This is a genomic window from Amycolatopsis rifamycinica (assembly GCF_000695625.1).
Classification (GTDB): domain Bacteria; phylum Actinomycetota; class Actinomycetes; order Mycobacteriales; family Pseudonocardiaceae; genus Amycolatopsis; species Amycolatopsis rifamycinica.
This window is the reverse complement of the sequence record NZ_JMQI01000043.1, coordinates 175234-193828: the sequence shown is the minus strand read 5'-3', so window position 1 is coordinate 193828 and position 18595 is coordinate 175234. Positions and strand designations below refer to the sequence as shown.

Below are 18595 nucleotides of genomic sequence, written 5' to 3'. Positions count from 1 at the left end.
CCGGACTGACGGTCAGCGCATCCCCACACTCTGCCGCTCGACCTCGATCAACCCGACCACCCGCTCCTGCTCCCGCGGGTACGGCCCACCGGTGTACTTGGCCGCGATCCGGTCCACGATCTCCCAGGCGGCCTCACCCTCGATCCACTCGGCGACCCGGCCACGGATGATCACCGGCTCGAACGGGTTGTCCACGGGGGTCAGCGAAAGCGCGACACGCGGGTCGCGGCGCAGGTTGCGGGCCTTGCGGGAGTCCGGGCCGGTCAGGATGGCGATGCGGTCGCCCTCCGGGTCGACCCAGACCGGCACCGAATGCGGTGCGCCGTCGGGCAGGACCGTGGCCAGGTGAGCGGTGACCGTGGTGGCGAGGATGCGGCGGACGTCGGCGTCGAGCATGGTCGGCTCCTTGCTGGGGTTGGAGGTTCAGGCGACGGAGTAGTGGAGGTGGGTGACGCCGGGCGCGGCCACGGCCTCGACCAGGCTCAGCCGCACCTGCGAAGGCAACTCCCGGAAGAACGACCGGCCGCCGCCGAGCAGGACCGGGACCTGGTGGAGCACGATTTCGTCCACCAAGCCCGCCCGCAGCGCCGAAGCCAGGACGCCGCCGCCCATGAGGCCGACATCCTTGCCGCCGGCCGCTTCGCGGGCCGCCGCGATCGCGTCCTCGACGTTGCCGACGAGGGTCTGCCGCTCGGTCAGTTCCGGCGCGGGCCGGTGGCTGACCAGGAACAGCGGGACACCCGGGTGCGGGCTGCCGCCGCCGAAGTGCTCCGAGTCTTCGTAGGTGTTGCGGCCCGCCACGATCGCGCCCACGCGGCCGGCGAGCGAGTCGAAGACCCGGGCGCTCGGCTCGCTGAGCTTGAAGAAGTCGAAGACCCGGCTCGGGGTGTCCCCGTCGGAGTACCAGTCGAAGAGCGTCCCGCCGTCGCCGAGGCCCTGGCCGGGGCGGGCGCCGCGGCCGGTGATGTACCCGTCGACCGACACGGCGTGGGCACTGAAGACCTTGCTCATCACGGCTTTCCCTTCTGGGTTCCTTCAGGAGACTCCAGAACCGTAGCAGGTCAAGTTCCTTAAGGGAACCCTGACTGCTAAACTCGGCTCATGCAGCGCACGAACTTCAGCGAACTGGCCGCGTGCTCGATCGCGCGCACGCTCGACGTCATCGGCGAACCGTGGTCACCGCTGATCCTGCGGGACGTCTGGGTCGGGGTGAGCCGGTTCGAGCAGCTCCAAGCCGACCTCGGCATCTCGCGCAAGGTCCTCACCGAACGGCTGAACCACCTGGTCGACACCGGCATCCTCGAGCGCCGCCCGTACGACCGCCGTCCGCGCTACGAGTACGTGCTGACCGAGAAGGGCACCGATCTGGTCGACATGCTGATGGTGATGACGCGCTGGGGCGACAAGTGGCTGGCGGGCGAGGCGGGCCCGCCGGTGCTCTACCGCCACCACGCGTGCGGCGAAATCACCAGCGTCGACCTGCGCTGCACCCACTGCGGCGAGCCGATGCACGCCAACGACGTCGACACACTGGCCGGCCCCGGCGCCACCCGCTGACTACGACAGCCGCGGCTGAGCCACCACCGCACGCAAGCGCGACAACGTCCGCAGCGTCGTCTCCAGGTCCGCCACCGGCACCTCGGCCGCGATTTCCTCCGCCCACGCGACCTGCGCCTCCCCCAAGGCCCGCAGCGCCGCGCGCGCCCGGCGCGTCAACGACAGCAGCGGCGCCCGCGCGTCGGCCGGGTTCGGCAGGCGGTCCAGCATTCCGTTGCGCAACAAGCGGTTCACCGTCTCCTGCACGCTCTGCCGGCGCAACCCGCGGCGGCGCGCCACCTCGGCGGCCGTCGCCGGGCCGTCCTCGAGGAAGCCGAGGACCTGCCACTGCGCCGCGGTCAGCCCGACCGGCTCCGTCAGCGCGTCACCCGCGGCGAGGAACCCGCCGTTGCAGGCGAAAACCGCGTCGATCACGCGGGTGAACGTCTCGGCTCGGTGCGACCGCATGGGTGCTAGTCTCGCACATCGACAGGCACCTGTCGAAATGGAGACGACCATGGACATGCCCCGCCTCGGTCCCGCGCACGACGCGCTGCGGGCGTTCGTCGGTGACTGGACCGGCACCGAGGAGCTCGCCGCCTCGCCGTGGGCGCCGGCCTCCACCGCGCACGCGGACTGCGAATACCGGTTGGCGCTCAACGGTTTCGCCGTGGTCCAGCACTACCGGCAACGCCGCGCCGACGGGTCGGAGTTCCTCGGCCACAACGTCTTCACCGCCGATCCGGCCACCGGCGAGACGCTCTGGTACGGCTTCGACAGCTACGGTTTCCCGCCGGAGTCGCCCGCCCGCGGCGGCTGGACCGGCGCGACGCTGACCCTGGAGAAGCACACCGCGCGCGGGGTCGCCCGGCACCGGCTCACCCCGGAGGGCGCGGCGCTGACGCACGAGATCGACGTCCGGATGGGTGAAAACCCGGATTACCGCCCGTTTCTGCGCGCGCGGTACACCCGGAAGGACCAGTAACCGCGCCGAAACTGTCGGACCCCCGGAGTACAGCTGGGGGTGTGTCCGGAACCGCAGCTCCGCCCCCGCTGATCGGGGTCGAGAACGTCAAGATGCCCGAGTGGGCCCGCGTCGACGAACGCGTGGCCGCCGCGGGCTTCGGCCAAGCCGTGCGCACGCTGCCCACGGCGATCTCGGTCGTGCTGCGGCTGGCGTGGCGGACATCGCCGCGGCTGACGCTGCTGGCCGCCGTCGTGCACGTCGTTTCCGGCTGCGTCACGGCGTTCGGGCTGCTCGCCACCGCGAACGTCTTCACCGCGTTGCTCGAGCAAGGCCCGACGCCGGAACGCGTGCTGCAGTCGCTGCCGGCGATCGCGGTCGTCACCGGGTCGTACGCGGCGCGCGCGGTGCTGGACGCGGCGGTCGCCGCCGTCGAGGGCGCGCTGCGGCCGCGGGTCACCGCGGCGGCGGACGACGCGGTGACGGCCGCGGTCGTGCGCGTCGGGCTGATCGCGTTCGAGGACGCGGACTTCCGGGAACTGGCCCGGCAGGGTGCCCGGTTCGGGGTGCGGGCCATCGAGACGAGCCTGCGGCGGCTGGCCGACCTGACGTCGTCGGTGATCTCGCTGGCGGCGGCGATGATCACGGCGGGGCTGCTCAACCCGTGGCTGGCCCCGGTGCTGCTGCTCGCCGCGGCGGCCGACGGCTGGGCCGCCGCGCGCGTCGCGAAGCTGAACTACCGGCACTTCGTGGACACCGTGGGGCGCAACATCCGCAAGTCGGTCGTCGAAGAGGTGGCCACCTGGCGCTCGATGGCCCTCGAACGGCACGCGCTGACGCTGCAGGAGCCGTTGCTCGGCGAGTACCGGCGCATCTCGCGCAGCCTCACGCGCGAGGAGATCCGGCTGGCGCACCGCAGCAACCTGGTGCGCACCAGCGGGCGGGCGGCGGCCGGGCTCGGCACGGCCGTCGCGTACCTGGTGCTCGGCTGGCTGCTCTACACCGGCGGGATGGAGCTGGCGCTGGCCGGCACGGCGGTGCTGGCGATGCGCACGGCGTCGACGGCGTTGTCCAACACCATGCGCGCGGTCAACTCGCTGTACGAGGACTCCTTCTACATCGGGTTCTACAACCAGCTGCTGGCGGAGTCGCGCAAGCGGCAACCGCCGCCGTCGTCGGTGACCGCGCCCGCCGACCCGGCCGAGATCCGGCTGGACGGCGTCACGTTCACCTACCCGGGCCGCGACAGCCCGGCGCTGCGGGACATCTCGGTGACGATCCGGCGCGGCGAGGTGGTCGCGCTGGTCGGCGAGAACGGCTCGGGCAAGACCACCCTCGGCAAGCTGCTCACCGGGCTCTACCCGCCGGACGAGGGCACGGTCCGCTGGGACGACGTCGACCTGGCCCAGGCCGACCCGGCCTCGGTGCACGCGAACATCGCGGTGATCGCCCAGGAGCCGGCGGAGTGGCCGATGACCGCGGCGAACAACATCACGGTCGGCCGCCTCGGCCGCCCCGACCCCGGCGGGCAGGCGTGGCGCGAAGCCGTCGGCTACTCGGGCGCGGACGAGGTGATCGGCTCCCTGCCGGCCAAGGAGAACACGGTCCTGTCCAAGAAGTTCGACGAGGGCCACGACCTGTCGGGCGGCCAGTGGCAGCGCATGGGCATCGCCCGCGGCATCTACCGGGACGCCTCGGTACTGGTGGCCGACGAGCCGACGGCGGCCCTCGACGCCCGCGCGGAAGCCCGGGTGTTCGCCGGGCTCCAGCACGCGAGCCGTTCGGGCCGCGGCCGCCGCACGACGGTCCTGGTGACCCACCGCCTGGCCAACATCCGGTCGGCGGACCGCATCCTGGTGCTGGAGAAGGGAAGGCTGATCGAGCAAGGCACCCACGACGAGCTGATCCGCGCGGGCGGCGTCTACCACGAGCTGTACGAGATCCAGGCCCGCGCCTACCGAACCGACCCACCCTGATCGCGCCCACCCGCCCCTGCCCCCGGCGCCCGCGCCCGCGCCCCGCAGCAGTGAGCAGACGGTCGGCCCGCGCACCCGGCAGTCGGCCCGCGCACCCAGCAAGTCGGCCCGCCGACCCCGCAAGTACGCGAGTTCACCGGTCCGGTCCGCGTCACTCGCGTGATCAGAGGCGCATCTCACGTGATTGAAGGGTCAACTCGCGTGATCAGAGGGTCAACTCGCGTGACTGGAGGGTCAACTCGCGTGATCAGAGGGTCAACTCGCGTGACTGGAGGGGCATCTCGCGTGACTGGAGGGGCGGGACGTTAGGTGGCGAGGGTCAGGGAGCCCAGGTGGGAGAAGTGGGCGGCGACCCTGGAGCCGGGGTGGAGGGGGACCGCGTCCGTCATGCCGCCGGTCAGGACGAGCCAGCCCGGCTCCAAGGCCAGGCCCCGGGCCGAAAGGGCGTTCGCCGCCAGGGCCAGTGCCTCCGCCGGGTGGCCCTGGACCGCCGCGCCCGTGGCCGTGTCCACGATCTGGCCGTCGACCTCCAGGAGGGCCGCCTCGAGCGAAAGATCCAGCGCGGCCGGGGGAAGGCCCACCGGGCCCAGGCTGAAGTACGCCGACGAGCCGTTGTCCGCGACGGCGTCCGGGAGCGTGAAGCGGTAGTCCGCGTACCGGCTGTCGATGACCTCGATGCCGCCGTACACGTGGTCGACCGCGGCCAGTGCCGTCGCCGCCGTCACGCCCGGGCCCGCCAGGCGGCGGCCCAGCACGAAGACCAGTTCCGGCTCCGCGCGCGGGTGGATCAACGTCTCGTGCGGCACCGGCGCGCCCGCCGGCAGCACCATCGCGTCCGTCAGCCAGGCCAGCAACGGCGAGCCGATGCCCATCCGCTGCTGCTTGGCCCGGGACGTCAGGCCCAGCTTCACCCCGATCAGCGTCTCGCCGCGGGCCCGGCGCTGCCGCAGGGCCTCGTCCTGGATCGCGTACGCCGTGTCGACGTCCAACCCCGGCCAGTCGGCCGAGAGCGGTGCTCGCTCCGAAACCGTTCCCAACAGAGAGGCGGCTGCCTCGCGCACGTTCATGCGTCCTCCGGAGAAGCGGGAGCGAAGACCGCGGTGACACTGCCGACGCCGGCGATCGTCGTGACGATCGTGTCGCCCGGCGACACTGGGATCGCCCGGGTCATCGACCCCGGCAGCACGACGTGGCCGGGCTCCAGGGTGACGCCCAGGGGCCCCACCGTGTTCGCCAGCCAGACCAGCGAGTTCACCGGCGATCCGAGGACGGCGCCGCCCGCGCCCGTCGCCGCCACCGAACCGTTCCGGTAGAGCACGCAGCCGGCCAGCCGCAGATCCACCGAACCCGGCGAAGCCGGGCTGCTGCCCAGCACCACCCCGCCGGACGACGCGTTGTCCGCGATCGTGTCGAACAGGGAGATCTGCCAGTCCTGGATGCGGGAGTCGACGATCTCCAGCGACGGCAGCACGAACTCGACCGCCCGGACCGCGTCGGCGACCGTCACACCGGGGCCGCGCAGGGCCGAGCCCAGCACGAACGCGATCTCCGGCTCGATCCGCGGCTGCAGGAACGCCGACGTCGGGATCGGCTGGTGCTCCAGGTGGAACATGCTGCCGGTGAGGTGCCCGTAGTCGGGCTGGTCGACGCCCATCTGCCGCTGCATCGCCGCCGACGCGAGGCCGACCTTGTGCCCGCGGACGGCGTCCCCGCCCTCGACCCAGTGCCGCACCTGCTCCTGCTGGATCCGGTACGCGTCCTCGACGCCCGCGCCCGGGTACGTCTTGACCAGCGGCTCGATCGGCTCGCGCCGGGCGTAGGCCCGCGCCAGCGCGGCGGCGGCCTCCTGCACCTTGCTGACGTCCACCCCCGAGACTCTGCCGGGTGCGCTCCGCCCGCACAAGCACGAACGTTCCACCCAGCGGAACTCTCGCCCGACAATCTCTTGCGCGCGAGATAAACCGGGCGTAGCGTGGAGGACATCACCACGAAGGGACGTGAGGGACATGGCACCGACCCCCGCCGAGGTCGCCAAGCTCGCCGAGATCCGCGACGAACTGCGCGAGCGCCACCTGCGCCCGGCCGCCGAACGCCCGGCGACGAACGGGCGCGGCATCCACCACACCGCGCTGATCGCCAGTGACGTCGAGCGGACCATCGAGTTCTACCAGGACATCCTCGGCTTCCCGCTCACCGAGCTGATCGAAAACCGCGACTACCCCGGCTCCAGCCACTTCTTCTTCGACGTCGGCAACGGCAACGCGGTCGCCTTCTTCGACCTGCCCGGTCTGGACCTCGGCCCGTACGCGGAAGTCCTCGGTGGACTGCACCACCTGGCCCTCTCCGTCACCCCCGATCGGTGGAGCGCGATCAGGGACAAGCTGGACGAAGCCGGCGTGCAGTACCTGCTGGAGAGCGGGACCTCCCTCTACCTGTCCGATCCGGACGGTGCCCGCGTCGAGCTGATCTCCGACCCGCTCGGCGAGATGTACGGCGAGAAGATCGGCTGAAAGCGTGGTCCGGGCGTCGCGCGCCAACTAGCCTGTGCGCGACGCCTGGAGGTCCGATGTCCGACTGGTCCCTCTCCCGCGCGAAGGCGCGGCTCGATCACCGCGAGCGGCTCGACGAACTGACCGCGCGCACCCGGTTCGAGGTGCGGCTGCACCTGAACGAGCCGGTCACGAACGGCGCCTACGACGAGCTCACGAGCATCTTCGCGATCGGTCACGGCGAATGCGCCGCCCTCCTCCAGCACCACCGGCTGCTGCCGTGGTGGGAGCGCGCGCTGCTGTTCCGCTACGCGCGGCGCATGCACGGCAAGGCGATCACCCGCAGCGTCGGCGTGGTCCCGGCCGAGGTGGCGCCGCAGGCGGCCCGCGCGTTCGGCGCCGAAATCGCCGAGCTCGCCCCCGGCTCCGGCGACACCGGCGCGAAGTACGACCTGCAGGGCCGCGGCCTGCTGACCGTGTTCCGGATCGCCGTCGGCGCCAAGGGCGCGATCTGGGCCGACCGCCACGAGGTCGCGACGACGGCCGCGCGCAACATCCTGACCTGCGCCGCGACCTTCGCCCGGCGGAAGCCGTGGCACGTCCTGTGGCCGGTCTACCGCGTGCGCGGCCTGCGGCTCTGGAAGCTTTGACGCCCGCCCGGCGTTCCACCGGTATGAACGCAGAGGAGATCCTCGCCGGTGCGAACACCATCGCCGTCGTCGGACTGAGCCGCGATCCGGCCAAGGCCGCCCACGGCGTCCCCGCCGTCCTGCAGGCCCACGGCTTCCGGATCATCCCGGTGCACCCGACCGCGACCGAGCTGCTCGGCGAGAAGGTGTACCGGTCGCTGAAGGACATCCCGGAGCCGGTGGACCTCGTCGACGTCTTCCGGCCGTCCGCCGAGGCGCCGGGCATCGCCCGCGAAGCCGTCGAGATCGGCGCCAAAGCACTGTGGCTGCAGCAGGGCATCGTCTCCGCCGAAGCGCGCCGCATCGCCGAAGAAGGCGGCCTCGCCTACGTCGAGAACCGCTGCACCGCCGTCGTCCGCGCGACCGCCGCGATCTCGAAGAGCTAGCCGGACGCTCCGAAGTGGACGATGCGGTGGTTGCCGGTCTCGGCGACCCAGACCCCGCCCGTGCCGTCGTCGGCCATGTCCCGCGGTGAGCTGATCGGCTCGGCCGTGCCGGGCAGCGCGGCGCCCGTGCGGATGTCGAACCGGGCCACGCGCCCGGTGTCGTCGACCAGCAACCGGCCGGCCTGGTCCAGCGCGACCCCGCGGGGCCGGACCAGGCCGCCGAATTCGCGCACGAACCCGCCCCGCCACGAGAACTGCACCACGCGGCGGTTGCCGGTGTCGGCGACGTAGACGTTGCCCGCCGCGTCGACCGCCACCCCTTCGGGCGCCTTGAGCCGTCCGGCCAGGACGCGCACGAGCGCGCCGTCGCGGGTGAACGCCTGGACGCGGTCGTTGCCGGTGTCGGCCACCCACACGCGGCCGCGCGTGTCGACGGCGATCCCCGACGGCGCGCGGAACTGCCCCGGCCCGGCGCCGGGTCCGCCGAACGCCCGTGGGAGCGCGGCGACTTCACTGCTGGTCACGGCACCAGGATCACCGGCCGCGAACCGCGGCGGCCAGCTCCTGGACGAGTGTTCAGCGACTGTTCCGCCCCCGCTCACCAGCTCCACCGGGAGCACGCCCGCCGGTCGAGGAAGCTGTACGCGGGCAGCGGCCCGAGCCAGTCGGCCTGGACGCCGTCGCCGCGCGCGAGCCCGGCGACGGTGTCCCGGACGACGAGCAGGTCACCGAGCCCGACCAGGAACGCCCAGCGCTCGTCGGCGCTCTCGCCCGCCGGCAGCGCCACGGAGTCGCGCGCCCGCTCGGCGACCCGGGACAGCAGCACGTCCGAACGGGCCGCCCGCCACGCGGACCCGGGTTCGGTGAACCGCAGGCAGACGTGCACCTCGGCCAGGCCGTCCAGCCGGTCGAGGTCGGCGCGGTAGGTCTCGGCGGACGGCGCGAGCACCTCGGTGCGGACGGCATCCTCGTCCTCGGCCACGGTGCCGAACCGGACCGGCAGCACCGGGCCGCCCTCGACGAGCGCGGACACCACCGCGAGGTGCGCGGCCGGGTCGGGCTCGGGATCGCCGACGACCATCGCCAGGTCTTCCCAGCGGACCGTCCGCGGCGCCCGCGGGTGCCCGGCCCGGACGACGCCGTAGAGCTGCAGCGTCACGGCTGGTCGGCGGGGATGGCGGGCGTGTCGGCGGGGCCGCCACCGGTTTGTCCCGGTCTGGTCACTTCGCTCCTTCGGTCGGGCGATGTCGGCGAGGGAGATGACGTCCCCGGTGACGACGGGTGCCGGTGCGATGTCCCGAATGGACGGACGGTTGCGCTTCCGGTTCGGCGACGCGTGCCGCCAGGCCGGTGGTCCCCCGTTCGGCACGGGCGGCATCCGGGGCGAAGAAATATCGCCAACAAGTCGGACGAAGCGGTAAATCGTGTCGAACTTCCTTTCCGGAATCGGCGGCGCCCCGGGTGAACCCGTCGGCGGCGCGGAGCCGGGAAACGGATTTCCCGGCATCTTCCGAGGCAATTTTGTTTTGGGCAGGCAACGGCAGTGGCGATTCCGGCATCGCTTTCCTTGTCACGAGTGGGTGGCCCACGGTAGCAACAGGCCGGATCGCGTGCACCGGTGTCGAGTGAGCGTATTTTTCACCGGTTCGCGGGAACGATTGGGCGATCCGCGGCAACCGGCGGAGGCGAACGGCCCAGCACACGGACACCCAGCGGGACCAATTTCCGGAAAACGTGCGGTTGATTACGATCGAGTAACGTCCACGAGGCGGTATCCCACGCCCCGGACCGTCTCGATGGTGTGGTAGCCGAACGGCGCGTCGATCTTGCGCCGCAGGTAGCCGATGTACACCTCGACGACGTTCTCGTCGCCGTCGTAGTGCGCGTCCCAGACGTGGCTCAGTATCTCGTTCTTCGACAGCGCGGTTCCGGCCCGCCGCAGCAGGAACTCCAGCAACCCGAACTCCCGCGCGGTGAGCTCGATCCGATTTTGTCCTCTATGGACAGTACGGGCGGAGGGGTCGAGCCGCAGGTCGCCCGCCTCCAGCACGGCCGGCCGCGCCGGGGCGCCGCGCCGCAGGAGCGCGCGCAGCCGGGCGATGAGCACGACGAAGGAGAACGGCTTGGACAGGTAGTCGTCGGCGCCGAGGTCGAAGGCGTCGGCTTCGTCGTACTCGCCGTCCTTGGCCGTCAGCATCAGCACCGGCGTCCAGTTCTCCGCCGCCCGCAGCCGTTTGAGCACCTCGTAACCGGACAGCTCGGGCAGCATGATGTCGAGCACCACGACGTCGTAGGAGTGCTCGGTCGCCCGCCACAGCCCCTCGCGACCGGTGTGCGCGACGTCGGCGGTGAAGCCCTCGGCGACCAGCCCCCGCCGCAGCGTCTCCGCGAACTCGCGCTCGTCCTCCACGATCAACAGGCGCACTACTCCTCCTTCGGCAGTTCGATCACCGGCAGCTCGATGACGAACCGCGCGCCCGGCTCGCCGGACTCGGCGCAGCGCGCCCGGCCGCCGTGGCGCGCCGCGATGCCGGCCACGATCGGCAGGCCCAGCCCGGTGCCGCCGTGCCCGCGCTGCCGCGACGCGTCGAGCCGGACGAACCGCTCGAAGATCCGCTCCCGGTCGGCGGCCGCGACACCGGGACCGTCGTCACTCACCTCCACGACGGCGAGGTCGCCGCGCACCGCGCTGCTGACGCGGATGCGCGAGCGCGCGTGCCCGCGCGCGTTGTCGACCAGGTTGCGCACGGCCCGCCGCAGCTGGGCCTCGCTGCCGTGCACCTTCGCGGGCCCGGCGCGGACCTCGACGTCCACTGTGGTCTCGCCGCGGACCCGCTCGGCTTCGGCGCGGACGATGTCGTCGAGGTCGACCTCGGTGCGCTGCGGCCGGTCGGTCGCGTCGTCGGTGCGGGCCAGCATGAGCAGGTCGTCGACGAGTTCGCGCAGCCGAGCGGTCTCGCGGGCGATCACCGGCACCAGGTCGCCGGTGCTCTCCGGGTGCCGCCCGGACACGTCGAGCGCGGTGCTGATGGTCGACAGCGGCGAACGCAGCTCGTGGCTGGCGTCCGCGACGAACCGGCGTTGCGCGGCCTGGGCCGAGGCGAGCCTGGCCAGCATTTCGTTCAGCGTCACGGCCAGGCGGTGCACCTCGTCGCCGCCCGGCGGCAGCGGCACGCGCGCGGCGAGGTCGCGCGTCGAGATCTCCGCGACGGTCCGGCGCATCCGCTCGACCGGCCGCAGCGCCGAACCGACCGCGCGGTACACCGCGAGCCCGGCGATCGCCAGCAGCGGCACGGCGATCAGGCCGAACAGCAGCGTCAACCGCGTCGACGCCTCCGTCACCGGTTCCAGCGAGCGCGCGGAGATCACCGTGAACGGCCCGCCAGGTCCGGCCACCTCCTGCGACACGACGCGGTAGTCGTCGTTGTCGCCGTTCAGGCCGAGCGGGAGCGTCTCGACGATCTCGTGCCCGACCACCGGGCGGGCCGCGGTCAGCGCCGGGTGCCCGACGATGGCCGGGTCGCTCGCGATCGGCGTGCCCCGCGCATCCAGCACCTGCGTGACGGCTTCGGTGTCGCCGGTGCTGGCGACGTCGCTGGCGCTCAGGTCCCGCGCGCCCTCGCGGACGAGCTGGATGGCGACCTGCCGCCCGGTGCTGCGGGCACTCTCGGTGACGCTGCGGTCGAGCGACTCCTCCAGCAGCACCACCACGACCACGCCGGCGGCGGCGATGGCCAGCGCGAGCGCGAACACCGCCACGGCGGTGGTGCGCATCCGGACGCCGGTCGCGGCGATCACCCTGCCCAGTCCCACCAACGCAGCGTAACCACCGCCGCGCGCCCGGCCCGCCCCGATGTGGCCTCGGGGTGCCGGCGGGTGGCCGGCAGCGGTGGCCGGGGAACGGGGCTGGACCACGGGCTCACCGGCGCCGGCGCGGGACGGCGAGCCGCTCCCCGCGCAGCCGCTCGACCTCGGGCACGCGCAACGGGCCGAGCGGGTGCCCGACCGTCCAGGCCAGCAGCAGGTCGGCCAGCGCGGGGTTGCGGGCGAGCGCCGGGCCGTGCAGGTAGGTGCCGACGACCCGGTCGGTCACCGCGCCCTCGGTGCCGTCGCCGTTGCCGGTGCCGCGCACGACCTGCCCGAGCGGTTCGCTGCCGGCGCCGAGCTTGCTGACGCCGAGGTGGTTCTCGAACCCGGTCAGGGCGGCCCCGGCCAGGAGCCGGGACGGCGTCGCGACCAGCTCGGCGACCGCGCGCTGCTCGCCCGGTTCGGTGGTGACGTCGAGCAGGCCGAGGCCGTCGTGGTCGACGCCGTCGAGGCCGCGGAAGCGGGTGCCGAGCACCTGCAGGCCGGCGCACACGCCGAAGACCACCGCGCCGGCCGTGACGGCCCGCCGCAGGCCCGGGTACTTGCGCAGGTGCGCGGCGGCCAGCGCCTGCGCGCCGTCCTCGCCGCCACCGAGCAGGTAGAGGTCCAAAGCGGACGGAACGGCCTCGCCGAGCCCGACCGGCACCACCTCGGCGTCGAACCCGCGCCACTGCAGCCGCTTCCCGAGCACCTGGGCGTTGCCGGTGTCGCCGTAGGTGCCCAGCACCTCCGGCAGCAGGAGCCCGATCCGGACGATCGACTCAGCCACCCGGCAACCTGCCCACCAGCTCGCGGAACGCGGTGTAGTTGGCGACCAGCTCGACGGCGCCGGGCGGCAGCGTGTCGATCGCGGTGACCGGGTCCGGCTCGGCCCAGTGCGCGACCTCGGCGTAGCAGAGCCGCACGGAGAGGTCGGCGCCGCGCTCGCCGGTGACGACCACCGGGCGTCCGCGCAGCCGTTCGAAGTGCACGTCCCACAGCCAGGACAGGTCGCGGCCGTCGGCCTCCTGAGCGTTGACCGCGACGACGACCGGGGTGTCCTCGTCCAGCACGCGCAGGGTTTCCACCCAGCCGGCCGGGTTCTTGGCCAGCATCAGCCGCACGGAGTGCCGCGACCGGCGGATCGTCCGGTAGCGGCCGCCGATGTCGGTGATGGTCCGCAGCCGGGCCGCGGCGGTGTGCGGCGGCACGCCGAGCCGGTGCGCCGCGGCGAGCGCGAGCGCGGCGTTGGCGCGGTTGACCTCGCCGGGCAGCCGCAGGTCGAGGTCGACCTGGCGGCCGCCCGGCGTCCGGACGAACTCGCCGTCGAGCGTCCAGCCGGGTTCCGGCCGGGCGAGCCCGCACCCGCAGCTCCAGTGCCGGTCGTGGGTTGCGACGCGGCCTTCGCAGCGCGGGCACGCCGTCGAGTCACCGGTCCAGCGGCAGCCGGCGCTGACCCACACGGCCTTCGCGGCCGCGCTCGCCGCGGACGTCACCAGGACGTCGTCGCAGTTCGCGACGACGACCGTGCCCGGCAGTGTCCCGATCGCCGCCCGCAGGTCCCGCTCGGTGGCGCGCACCTCGCCGACCCGGTCGAGCTGGTCGCGGCTGAGGTTGAGCAGGACGAGGACGGCGGGCCGGACCTGGTCGGCCACCCAGGGCAGGTAGGTCTCGTCGACCTCGAGCACCGCGTAGGGCGCGTCGGGGCGGGCGGTCAGCGCCGCGAGGACGCCGTCGGGCATGTTGGCGCCATCGCTGTTGGCGGCGACCTCGGCCAGCGTTTCGAGCGCACGGGTGAGCATCAGCGACGTCGTGGTCTTGCCGTTGGTGCCGGTGACGAGCACGACCGTGCGTTCCCGGCCGAGGCGGCGCAGGGCGAGCGGATCGAGGGCCAGCGTGACGCGGCCGCCGATCATGCCGCCGCGGCCGAGCCCCGAGCTGCGGGACAGCCAGGCGGTCAGCCGCCCGGCGGCCACGGACGCGCGGGTGCGGAGGGGGTTTCGGACGGACACCGGCCGGATGCTGCCCCCCGGGCGCTGTGATTTTCCTGAGTCCGTGGCACGGGTCTCTACAGCGTGACGACGACCTTGCCGTGGACGTGCCGCGAAGCCTGCAACGCGACGGCGTCGCGGATCCGCTCGACGGGGAAGACGGCGGCGACGGGCACCCTGAGCCGTCCGGCGGCGACGGCGTCGGCGATCTGCGTCAAGGCACCGGGCTCGGCGTCGGCGCCCCCGGTGGCACGCACCCCGCCGGGCGGGGTGGGGCCCGCGGCGATCGTGGCGATCCGCTCGGGTGGGACGCCGAGCTTCAACGCGGCCTCCGCCGTCTCCGTGCCGAAGAGGTCGATCGCGGCGGTGATCTCACCGAGTTCGCGGACCCGGTCGGGCAGGCCGGGTCCGTAGGCGACGGGCTCGGCGCCGAGCTCGCGCAGGAAGGGGAAGGTGCCCTCGGCGGCGGTGCCGAGCACGGTCGCGCCGGCGAGTTTCGCGAGCTGGACGGCGAAGATGCCCACCCCGCCGGCGGCCCCGCCGACCAGGACGGTGTCCCCGGCCCGCAGCCCGACGGCGGCCAGTGCGGCGGCCGCGGAGGAGCCGGCCACCGGGAGGGTGCTCGCCACCTCGTCGCTGATGCCGTCCGGGGTGCGGAAGAGCGCGTCTCCCGCCCGGACGACCACGAAATCGGCGACGGCCCGGCCCAGCGCGCCGCCGTGGACGCGGTCGCCCACGGCGTATCCGGCGCCCGGCCCGGCTTCGTCGACCACGCCGGCGAAGTCGTACCCGAAGCCGGACGGCAGGGTGACGCCGAACCGCGCGGCGGCCTCGGGGCGCGCGACGAGGCCCCAGTCCATCGGGTTCAGCCCGGCGGCGGTGACGCGAACGCGCACCTCACCCGGGCCGGCGTGGGGTTCGGGGACGTCTCGCAGCTCCAGCACCTCGGGGCCACCGAACTTCTCGTAGACGACGGCTCGGCTCATCGGAACCTCCTGTTATGGGACTTGGTCCCATCACCGTACACCTGGCGACGGGACCAAGTGCCGTAAAGTGACCACCATGGCTCGCTGGGAACCGGACGCACCGAAGCGGCTGAGCAAGGCCGCCCTCGAACTGTTCGCCGAGCGCGGCTACGAGAACACGACGGTGGTCGACATCGCGGCGCGCGCGGGACTGACGAAGAGCACGTTCTTCCGGCACTTCCAGGACAAGCGGGAAGTGCTCTTCGGCGGAAGCGCACTGGCCGACCTGCTGGCGGAGGCCGTGGTCGCCGCACCGCCCGCGGCGACACCCGTCGAAGCGGTGATCTGCGCGATGGACGCGGCGGCCCGGGAGGCGTTCACCCCGGAGCTCCGGGAGTTCAGTGCCCAGCGGCGGTCGGTGATCGCCGCGCACCCGGAGCTGCAGGAGCGGGACGCGCTCAAGGGACTGGCGATCATCGCGGCGATGACCGACGCACTCCGGCGGCGGGGTGTTGCCGAGCTGACCGCGCGGGTGGTCGCGGAGCTGGGGGCACTGGCGATGAAGATCGGTTATGAGCGGTGGATCGAGGGCGACGCCGGGGACTTCGGGGAGGCTGCGCGGCGGGCTCTTGATGAGGTACAGGCGGCCGTCGCGCGCTGATCCGGCGAGGCTTCCTGGGTCGGCTGATCCGGCAGGAGCTTCCCGGGTCGGCTGATATGGCGAGGCTTCCCGGGCTGATCGTCCGCTGGGCTGCGACCGAAAACCCCGCCGTTGCCGAGGCGCTCCCAGAGTTCCGGCGGAGTCGATCTCCTGGGCGCCGCTTCGCCCTGGCGGCCCTTCGCAGGTGCCCCGGCGAGGGTGGCCGAGGGGCGTTGGGCCGCGCCGAACCCGGCCCCCCGCCGCGGGGGCGCCCCCCGGGTCCAGCATATCGGCGCGCACCGACAACAACGGCGAAAGAACGCGAGCCGCCGCCCGCTTGTCCACATTGCTTCCTGCCCGTGGACAACCCGCGCGCACATTCACGGATATGAACAACCGGCCGTCGAAGCCACCGCCCGCAGCTGGTCGCAGGGAGCGCAACCGCCATAGGTAGGAAACTTAACCATCGGATGTTGAACCAATTAGCATCCACAACTGCTCGCATTGTTGCGAGTCTTTCCAAGATCTACCGCAGATACATCGGAGGTGTTACCGTCCAACCCCAGCCAGCGGAAAGGCGTGCCGCTGAGCGGGAAATCGTCCAACGGAGGGCAGCGTGGGACCGGAGCGCGGGCTGGAACAAAGCGGGACTCTCGAACGCGGGCTCGCCGTGCTGGAGCACGTCGGGCGGCACCAGGAAATTTCCACCAACGCGATCGCGCGGCAGCTGGGGCTCTCCCGCAGCGCCGCCTACCGGATCGTCGGGACGCTCAAAAACCTCGAATACCTCGAAGCCGACCAGGTCACCGGGCGGGTGCGGCTCGGTACCCGGCTCGTCGAACTCGGGGCGCGGGCCATGGCCGCCACCGATCTGCACCGGTGTGCTCCGCGGTACCTCGCGTCGCTCGCCGAACGGTCCGGGGAGACCACCTACCTCGCCGTTCCCGACAACGACACCATGGTCTACGTCGCCACCGAACGCAGTGCCAGTGCCGTCACCCTCGCCTGCCGGCTCGGCACCCGGCGGCCGCAGCACGCGACGTCGCTCGGGAAGGCGTGGCTCGCCGCGCTGCCCGAGGCCGATCGGCTCGAACGCGTGCGGCGGATGAGGCTCGACTCGCTGACCCTCAAGACCATCGTCGACCCGCACCGGCTGCTCGACGAGCTCGCGAAGACCAGCCGGCGCGGGTGGGCCGTCGACGAGGTCGAGAACGAGCCGGACGTCGGCTGCGTCGCCGCGGCCGTGCGGGACCACTCGGGGCGGCCGATCGCCGCCATCAGCATCGCCGGGCCCGCGCCGCGCGTGCTGCGCCGCCTCGACGAACTCGGCGCCTCCGTGGCCGGGACCGCCGCCGCCCTGTCCCTGCGGCTCGGCTACGTCCGGAGCCGGCCGGCCTGAGCACCAACCCTGCGAAGGAGCCGACGTGACCTGGATCCAGGACTACCAGCCGGCGGGCGGGCTGTGGATCTCCGCGCTGCTCGCCGCGCTCCCGATCATCATGCTGCTGGTCTCGCTCGGGGTGCTCCGCTTCTCCGCGCACCTCTCCGCGGCACTGGCCTTGGTGACGGCGCTCGGCGTCGCCCTCCTGCTCTACCGGATGCCGGCCGCGCTGGCGTTCGACTCCGCGGCCATGGGTGTCGTGTTCGGCATGTGGTCGGTGGCGTGGATCGCCTTCCACGCCGTCTACTTCCACAACGTCACCGTCGCCACCGGCCGGTTCGACGCGATCAAGCGGGTGCTCGCCGGGTTCAGCGAAGACCGGCGGCTGCAGGCGCTGCTCATCGCGTTCGGCTTCGGCGCGCTGCTCGAAGGCGTCGCGGGCGGCGGGTCGCCGATCGCGATCACCGCGGCGATGATGGCCGCGCTCGGGTTCCCGCCGGTGAAGGCCGTCGTGCTGGCGTTGCTGGCGAACACCGCGCCCGTCGCGTTCGGCGGGCTCGGCAACCCGCTGATCGTGCTCGGCAGGCTGACCGCGCCGATCATGCACCTCAAGCAGGACCAGGCGACCGAGCTGTTCTCGGCGGCCGTCGGCCGCCAGGTTCCCGCACTGGCCCTGATCATCCCGGCCTTCCTGGTCGTGGTCCTGGCCGGCTGGAAGCGCATGCTCGAGGTGTGGCCGGCGGTGCTGACCGCCGGGCTCGCGTTCGCGGCCATGCAGTTCGTCGCCGCCAACTACATCAGCGCCAGCCTGGTCGACGTCCTCGCGGCGCTCACCGCGATGGCCGCGTTGTGGATCCTGACCCGCTTCTGGCAGCCGGCGACGGTGTGGCGCTTCGACGGCGAGGAAGCCACCCCGGCCAGAAGCCTCGGCGCCGCCCAGGCCGGGCGCGGTGCGCTGTACGCGTGGATGCCCTACCTCGTCCTGATCCTGGCGATCTTCCTGTCGCGGATCGGCACCATCTTCAAGCACCTCCCCACCTGGCTCGACCTGACGAAGCTGCTGCACCGGGCGGACTGGGTCTTCGCCTGGCCGGGACTGCACAACCACGTCGTCCAGCACCCGCCGATCACCGCGAAGAACGCGCCGTACGCGGCGACGCTGACCGTCGACTTCCTGTTCTCCCCCGGCACGGTCGCCCTGATCGCGGCCCTGCTCGCCGGGTTCGCGATGGGCGGGCGGCCGAAACTGCTGCTGACGACGTACCGGAAGACGCTGCACCAGATGCGCTGGGCGCTGGCCACGATCTTCACGATCCTGGCGATCGCGTTCGTGATGAACTACTCGGGCGCGACGCAGACGCTGGGCCTGGCCCTGGCCACGACGGGCGTGGTCTTCCCGCTGTTCTCGGCCTACATCGGCTGGCTGGGCGTGTTCCTGACCGGCTCGGACGCGTCGACGAACAGCCTGTTCGGCCCGATGCAGGTGATCTCGGCGCAGCAGCTGGACCTCAACCCGATCCTCGCCGGCGCGACGAACACCTCGGGCGGCGTGATGGGCAAGATGATCTCGCCGCAGAACCTCTCGATCGGCGCGACGGCGATCGGGCAGAGCGGCAAGGAGGGCTCGCTGCTGCGGCAGACGTTCCTGTGGTCGCTGCTGCTGACCGCGGTGGTCGGCGTGATTTCGCTCCTCCAGGCGACGATCCTGACGGCGATGATCCCGTCGCCCTAG

Annotated in this window: 21 protein-coding genes; 9 read left to right on the top strand and 12 right to left on the bottom strand. The window is 72.6% G+C overall.

Going from position 1 to position 18595, the window contains the following annotated elements; all coding sequences use genetic code 11:
• Positions 1–12 precede the first annotated feature (12 nt).
• Together DV20_RS20595 and DV20_RS20590 are read right to left on the bottom strand one after the other, a co-directional pair.
• On the bottom strand, positions 13–396 hold the full coding sequence (locus DV20_RS20595) for a PPOX class F420-dependent oxidoreductase (protein ID WP_043782627.1): 384 nt from the start codon (positions 394–396) through the stop codon (positions 13–15).
• 27 nt (positions 397–423) lie between these two features.
• Positions 424–1011 carry a dihydrofolate reductase family protein gene (locus DV20_RS20590; RefSeq protein WP_043782624.1) on the bottom strand — a complete coding sequence of 196 codons (588 nt, stop codon included), beginning with the start codon at positions 1009–1011 and terminating at the stop codon, positions 424–426.
• Positions 1012–1101: 90 nt separating this feature from the next.
• On the opposite strand from DV20_RS20590, the gene DV20_RS20585 reads away from it, so the two are divergent.
• Positions 1102–1557 carry a winged helix-turn-helix transcriptional regulator gene (locus DV20_RS20585; RefSeq protein WP_043782621.1) on the top strand — a complete coding sequence of 152 codons (456 nt, stop codon included), beginning with the start codon at positions 1102–1104 and terminating at the stop codon, positions 1555–1557.
• Here the strand turns inward: DV20_RS20585 and DV20_RS20580 are convergent, their stop codons facing one another.
• On the bottom strand, positions 1558–2004 hold the full coding sequence (locus DV20_RS20580; protein WP_043782620.1) for a MarR family winged helix-turn-helix transcriptional regulator: 447 nt from the start codon (positions 2002–2004) through the stop codon (positions 1558–1560).
• 49 nt (positions 2005–2053) lie between these two features.
• On the opposite strand from DV20_RS20580, the gene DV20_RS20575 reads away from it, so the two are divergent.
• Both DV20_RS20575 and DV20_RS20570 read left to right on the top strand, forming a co-directional pair.
• Positions 2054–2521, top strand: a complete 468-nt coding sequence (locus DV20_RS20575) for a DUF1579 family protein (protein ID WP_235190896.1) — start codon at positions 2054–2056, stop codon at positions 2519–2521.
• Positions 2522–2562: 41 nt separating this feature from the next.
• Complete coding sequence (locus DV20_RS20570) at positions 2563–4476, top strand: ABC transporter ATP-binding protein (RefSeq protein ID WP_043782618.1); 1914 nt, start codon at positions 2563–2565, stop codon at positions 4474–4476.
• Between the two features lie 305 nt (positions 4477–4781).
• Here DV20_RS20570 and DV20_RS20565 read toward each other — a convergent pair whose 3' ends face one another.
• Both DV20_RS20565 and DV20_RS20560 read right to left on the bottom strand, forming a co-directional pair.
• On the bottom strand, positions 4782–5543 hold the full coding sequence (locus DV20_RS20565; RefSeq protein WP_200876464.1) for a 2-keto-4-pentenoate hydratase: 762 nt from the start codon (positions 5541–5543) through the stop codon (positions 4782–4784).
• Positions 5540–6343 (bottom strand): 2-keto-4-pentenoate hydratase, encoded by an 804-nt coding sequence (locus DV20_RS20560; protein ID WP_043782616.1) that lies wholly within the window; start codon positions 6341–6343, stop codon positions 5540–5542. The genes DV20_RS20565 and DV20_RS20560 overlap by 4 nt, the downstream gene beginning before the upstream one ends.
• A 139-nt stretch (positions 6344–6482) precedes the next feature.
• On the opposite strand from DV20_RS20560, the gene DV20_RS20555 reads away from it, so the two are divergent.
• Genes DV20_RS20555 through DV20_RS20545 form a run of 3 tightly spaced genes read left to right on the top strand, consistent with a single transcriptional unit; the run spans position 6483 to position 8040 of the window.
• Complete coding sequence (locus DV20_RS20555; RefSeq protein WP_043782615.1) at positions 6483–6986, top strand: VOC family protein; 504 nt, start codon at positions 6483–6485, stop codon at positions 6984–6986.
• Positions 6987–7042: 56 nt separating this feature from the next.
• Positions 7043–7615: a hypothetical protein gene (locus DV20_RS20550; RefSeq protein ID WP_043782614.1), complete on the top strand. Its 573-nt coding sequence runs from the start codon at positions 7043–7045 to the stop codon at positions 7613–7615.
• A 23-nt stretch (positions 7616–7638) separates the two neighbouring features.
• Complete coding sequence (locus tag DV20_RS20545) at positions 7639–8040, top strand: CoA-binding protein (RefSeq protein ID WP_043782613.1); 402 nt, start codon at positions 7639–7641, stop codon at positions 8038–8040.
• On the opposite strand, the gene DV20_RS20540 is transcribed toward DV20_RS20545, so the two are convergent.
• From DV20_RS20540 to DV20_RS20510, 7 genes are all read right to left on the bottom strand, one after another.
• Positions 8037–8564, bottom strand: a complete 528-nt coding sequence (locus DV20_RS20540; protein WP_043782610.1) for an NHL repeat-containing protein — start codon at positions 8562–8564, stop codon at positions 8037–8039. The two genes, DV20_RS20545 and DV20_RS20540, sit on opposite strands and share 4 nt — an antisense overlap.
• A 74-nt stretch (positions 8565–8638) precedes the next feature.
• A complete protein-coding gene (locus tag DV20_RS20535; protein WP_043782608.1) occupies positions 8639–9199 on the bottom strand; it encodes a GvpL/GvpF family gas vesicle protein in 561 nt (186 codons plus the stop codon).
• A 585-nt stretch (positions 9200–9784) separates the two neighbouring features.
• Positions 9785–10465 (bottom strand): response regulator transcription factor, encoded by a 681-nt coding sequence (locus DV20_RS20530; protein ID WP_043782606.1) that lies wholly within the window; start codon positions 10463–10465, stop codon positions 9785–9787.
• On the bottom strand, positions 10465–11853 hold the full coding sequence (locus tag DV20_RS20525; RefSeq protein ID WP_235190895.1) for a sensor histidine kinase: 1389 nt from the start codon (positions 11851–11853) through the stop codon (positions 10465–10467). The genes DV20_RS20530 and DV20_RS20525 overlap by 1 nt, the downstream gene beginning before the upstream one ends.
• Before the next feature lie 106 nt (positions 11854–11959).
• A complete protein-coding gene (locus tag DV20_RS20520; protein WP_043782601.1) occupies positions 11960–12676 on the bottom strand; it encodes a type 1 glutamine amidotransferase in 717 nt (238 codons plus the stop codon).
• Positions 12669–13862 carry a MurT ligase domain-containing protein gene (locus DV20_RS20515; RefSeq protein WP_043782777.1) on the bottom strand — a complete coding sequence of 398 codons (1194 nt, stop codon included), beginning with the start codon at positions 13860–13862 and terminating at the stop codon, positions 12669–12671. Before DV20_RS20515 ends, DV20_RS20520 begins: the two co-directional genes overlap by 8 nt.
• A 92-nt stretch (positions 13863–13954) precedes the next feature.
• Positions 13955–14863, bottom strand: coding sequence for an NADP-dependent oxidoreductase (locus DV20_RS20510; RefSeq protein WP_043782598.1), 909 nt, complete (start codon positions 14861–14863; stop codon positions 13955–13957).
• 76 nt (positions 14864–14939) lie between these two features.
• On the opposite strand from DV20_RS20510, the gene DV20_RS20505 reads away from it, so the two are divergent.
• From DV20_RS20505 to DV20_RS20495, 3 genes are all read left to right on the top strand, one after another.
• Positions 14940–15503, top strand: a complete 564-nt coding sequence (locus DV20_RS20505) for a TetR/AcrR family transcriptional regulator (RefSeq protein ID WP_043782595.1) — start codon at positions 14940–14942, stop codon at positions 15501–15503.
• 595 nt (positions 15504–16098) lie between these two features.
• Positions 16099–16881, top strand: coding sequence for an IclR family transcriptional regulator (locus DV20_RS20500; protein ID WP_043782593.1), 783 nt, complete (start codon positions 16099–16101; stop codon positions 16879–16881).
• Between the two features lie 25 nt (positions 16882–16906).
• Positions 16907–18595: an L-lactate permease gene (locus tag DV20_RS20495; protein WP_043782592.1), complete on the top strand. Its 1689-nt coding sequence runs from the start codon at positions 16907–16909 to the stop codon at positions 18593–18595.

What these genes read in the sequence shown, in the direction of transcription:
- DV20_RS20595 (WP_043782627.1), bottom strand. Translation starts at nt 396, where the DNA reads ATGCTCGACGCCGACGTCCGCCGCATCCTCGCCACCACGGTCACCGCT.
- DV20_RS20590 (WP_043782624.1), bottom strand. Translation starts at nt 1,011, where the DNA reads ATGAGCAAGGTCTTCAGTGCCCACGCCGTGTCGGTCGACGGGTACATC.
- DV20_RS20585 (WP_043782621.1), top strand. Translation starts at nt 1,102, where the DNA reads ATGCAGCGCACGAACTTCAGCGAACTGGCCGCGTGCTCGATCGCGCGC.
- DV20_RS20580 (WP_043782620.1), bottom strand. Translation starts at nt 2,004, where the DNA reads ATGCGGTCGCACCGAGCCGAGACGTTCACCCGCGTGATCGACGCGGTT.
- DV20_RS20575 (WP_235190896.1), top strand. Translation starts at nt 2,054, where the DNA reads ATGGACATGCCCCGCCTCGGTCCCGCGCACGACGCGCTGCGGGCGTTC.
- DV20_RS20565 (WP_200876464.1), bottom strand. Translation starts at nt 5,543, where the DNA reads ATGAACGTGCGCGAGGCAGCCGCCTCTCTGTTGGGAACGGTTTCGGAG.
- DV20_RS20555 (WP_043782615.1), top strand. Translation starts at nt 6,483, where the DNA reads ATGGCACCGACCCCCGCCGAGGTCGCCAAGCTCGCCGAGATCCGCGAC.
- DV20_RS20550 (WP_043782614.1), top strand. Translation starts at nt 7,043, where the DNA reads ATGTCCGACTGGTCCCTCTCCCGCGCGAAGGCGCGGCTCGATCACCGC.
- DV20_RS20545 (WP_043782613.1), top strand. Translation starts at nt 7,639, where the DNA reads ATGAACGCAGAGGAGATCCTCGCCGGTGCGAACACCATCGCCGTCGTC.
- DV20_RS20510 (WP_043782598.1), bottom strand. Translation starts at nt 14,863, where the DNA reads ATGAGCCGAGCCGTCGTCTACGAGAAGTTCGGTGGCCCCGAGGTGCTG.
- DV20_RS20505 (WP_043782595.1), top strand. Translation starts at nt 14,940, where the DNA reads ATGGCTCGCTGGGAACCGGACGCACCGAAGCGGCTGAGCAAGGCCGCC.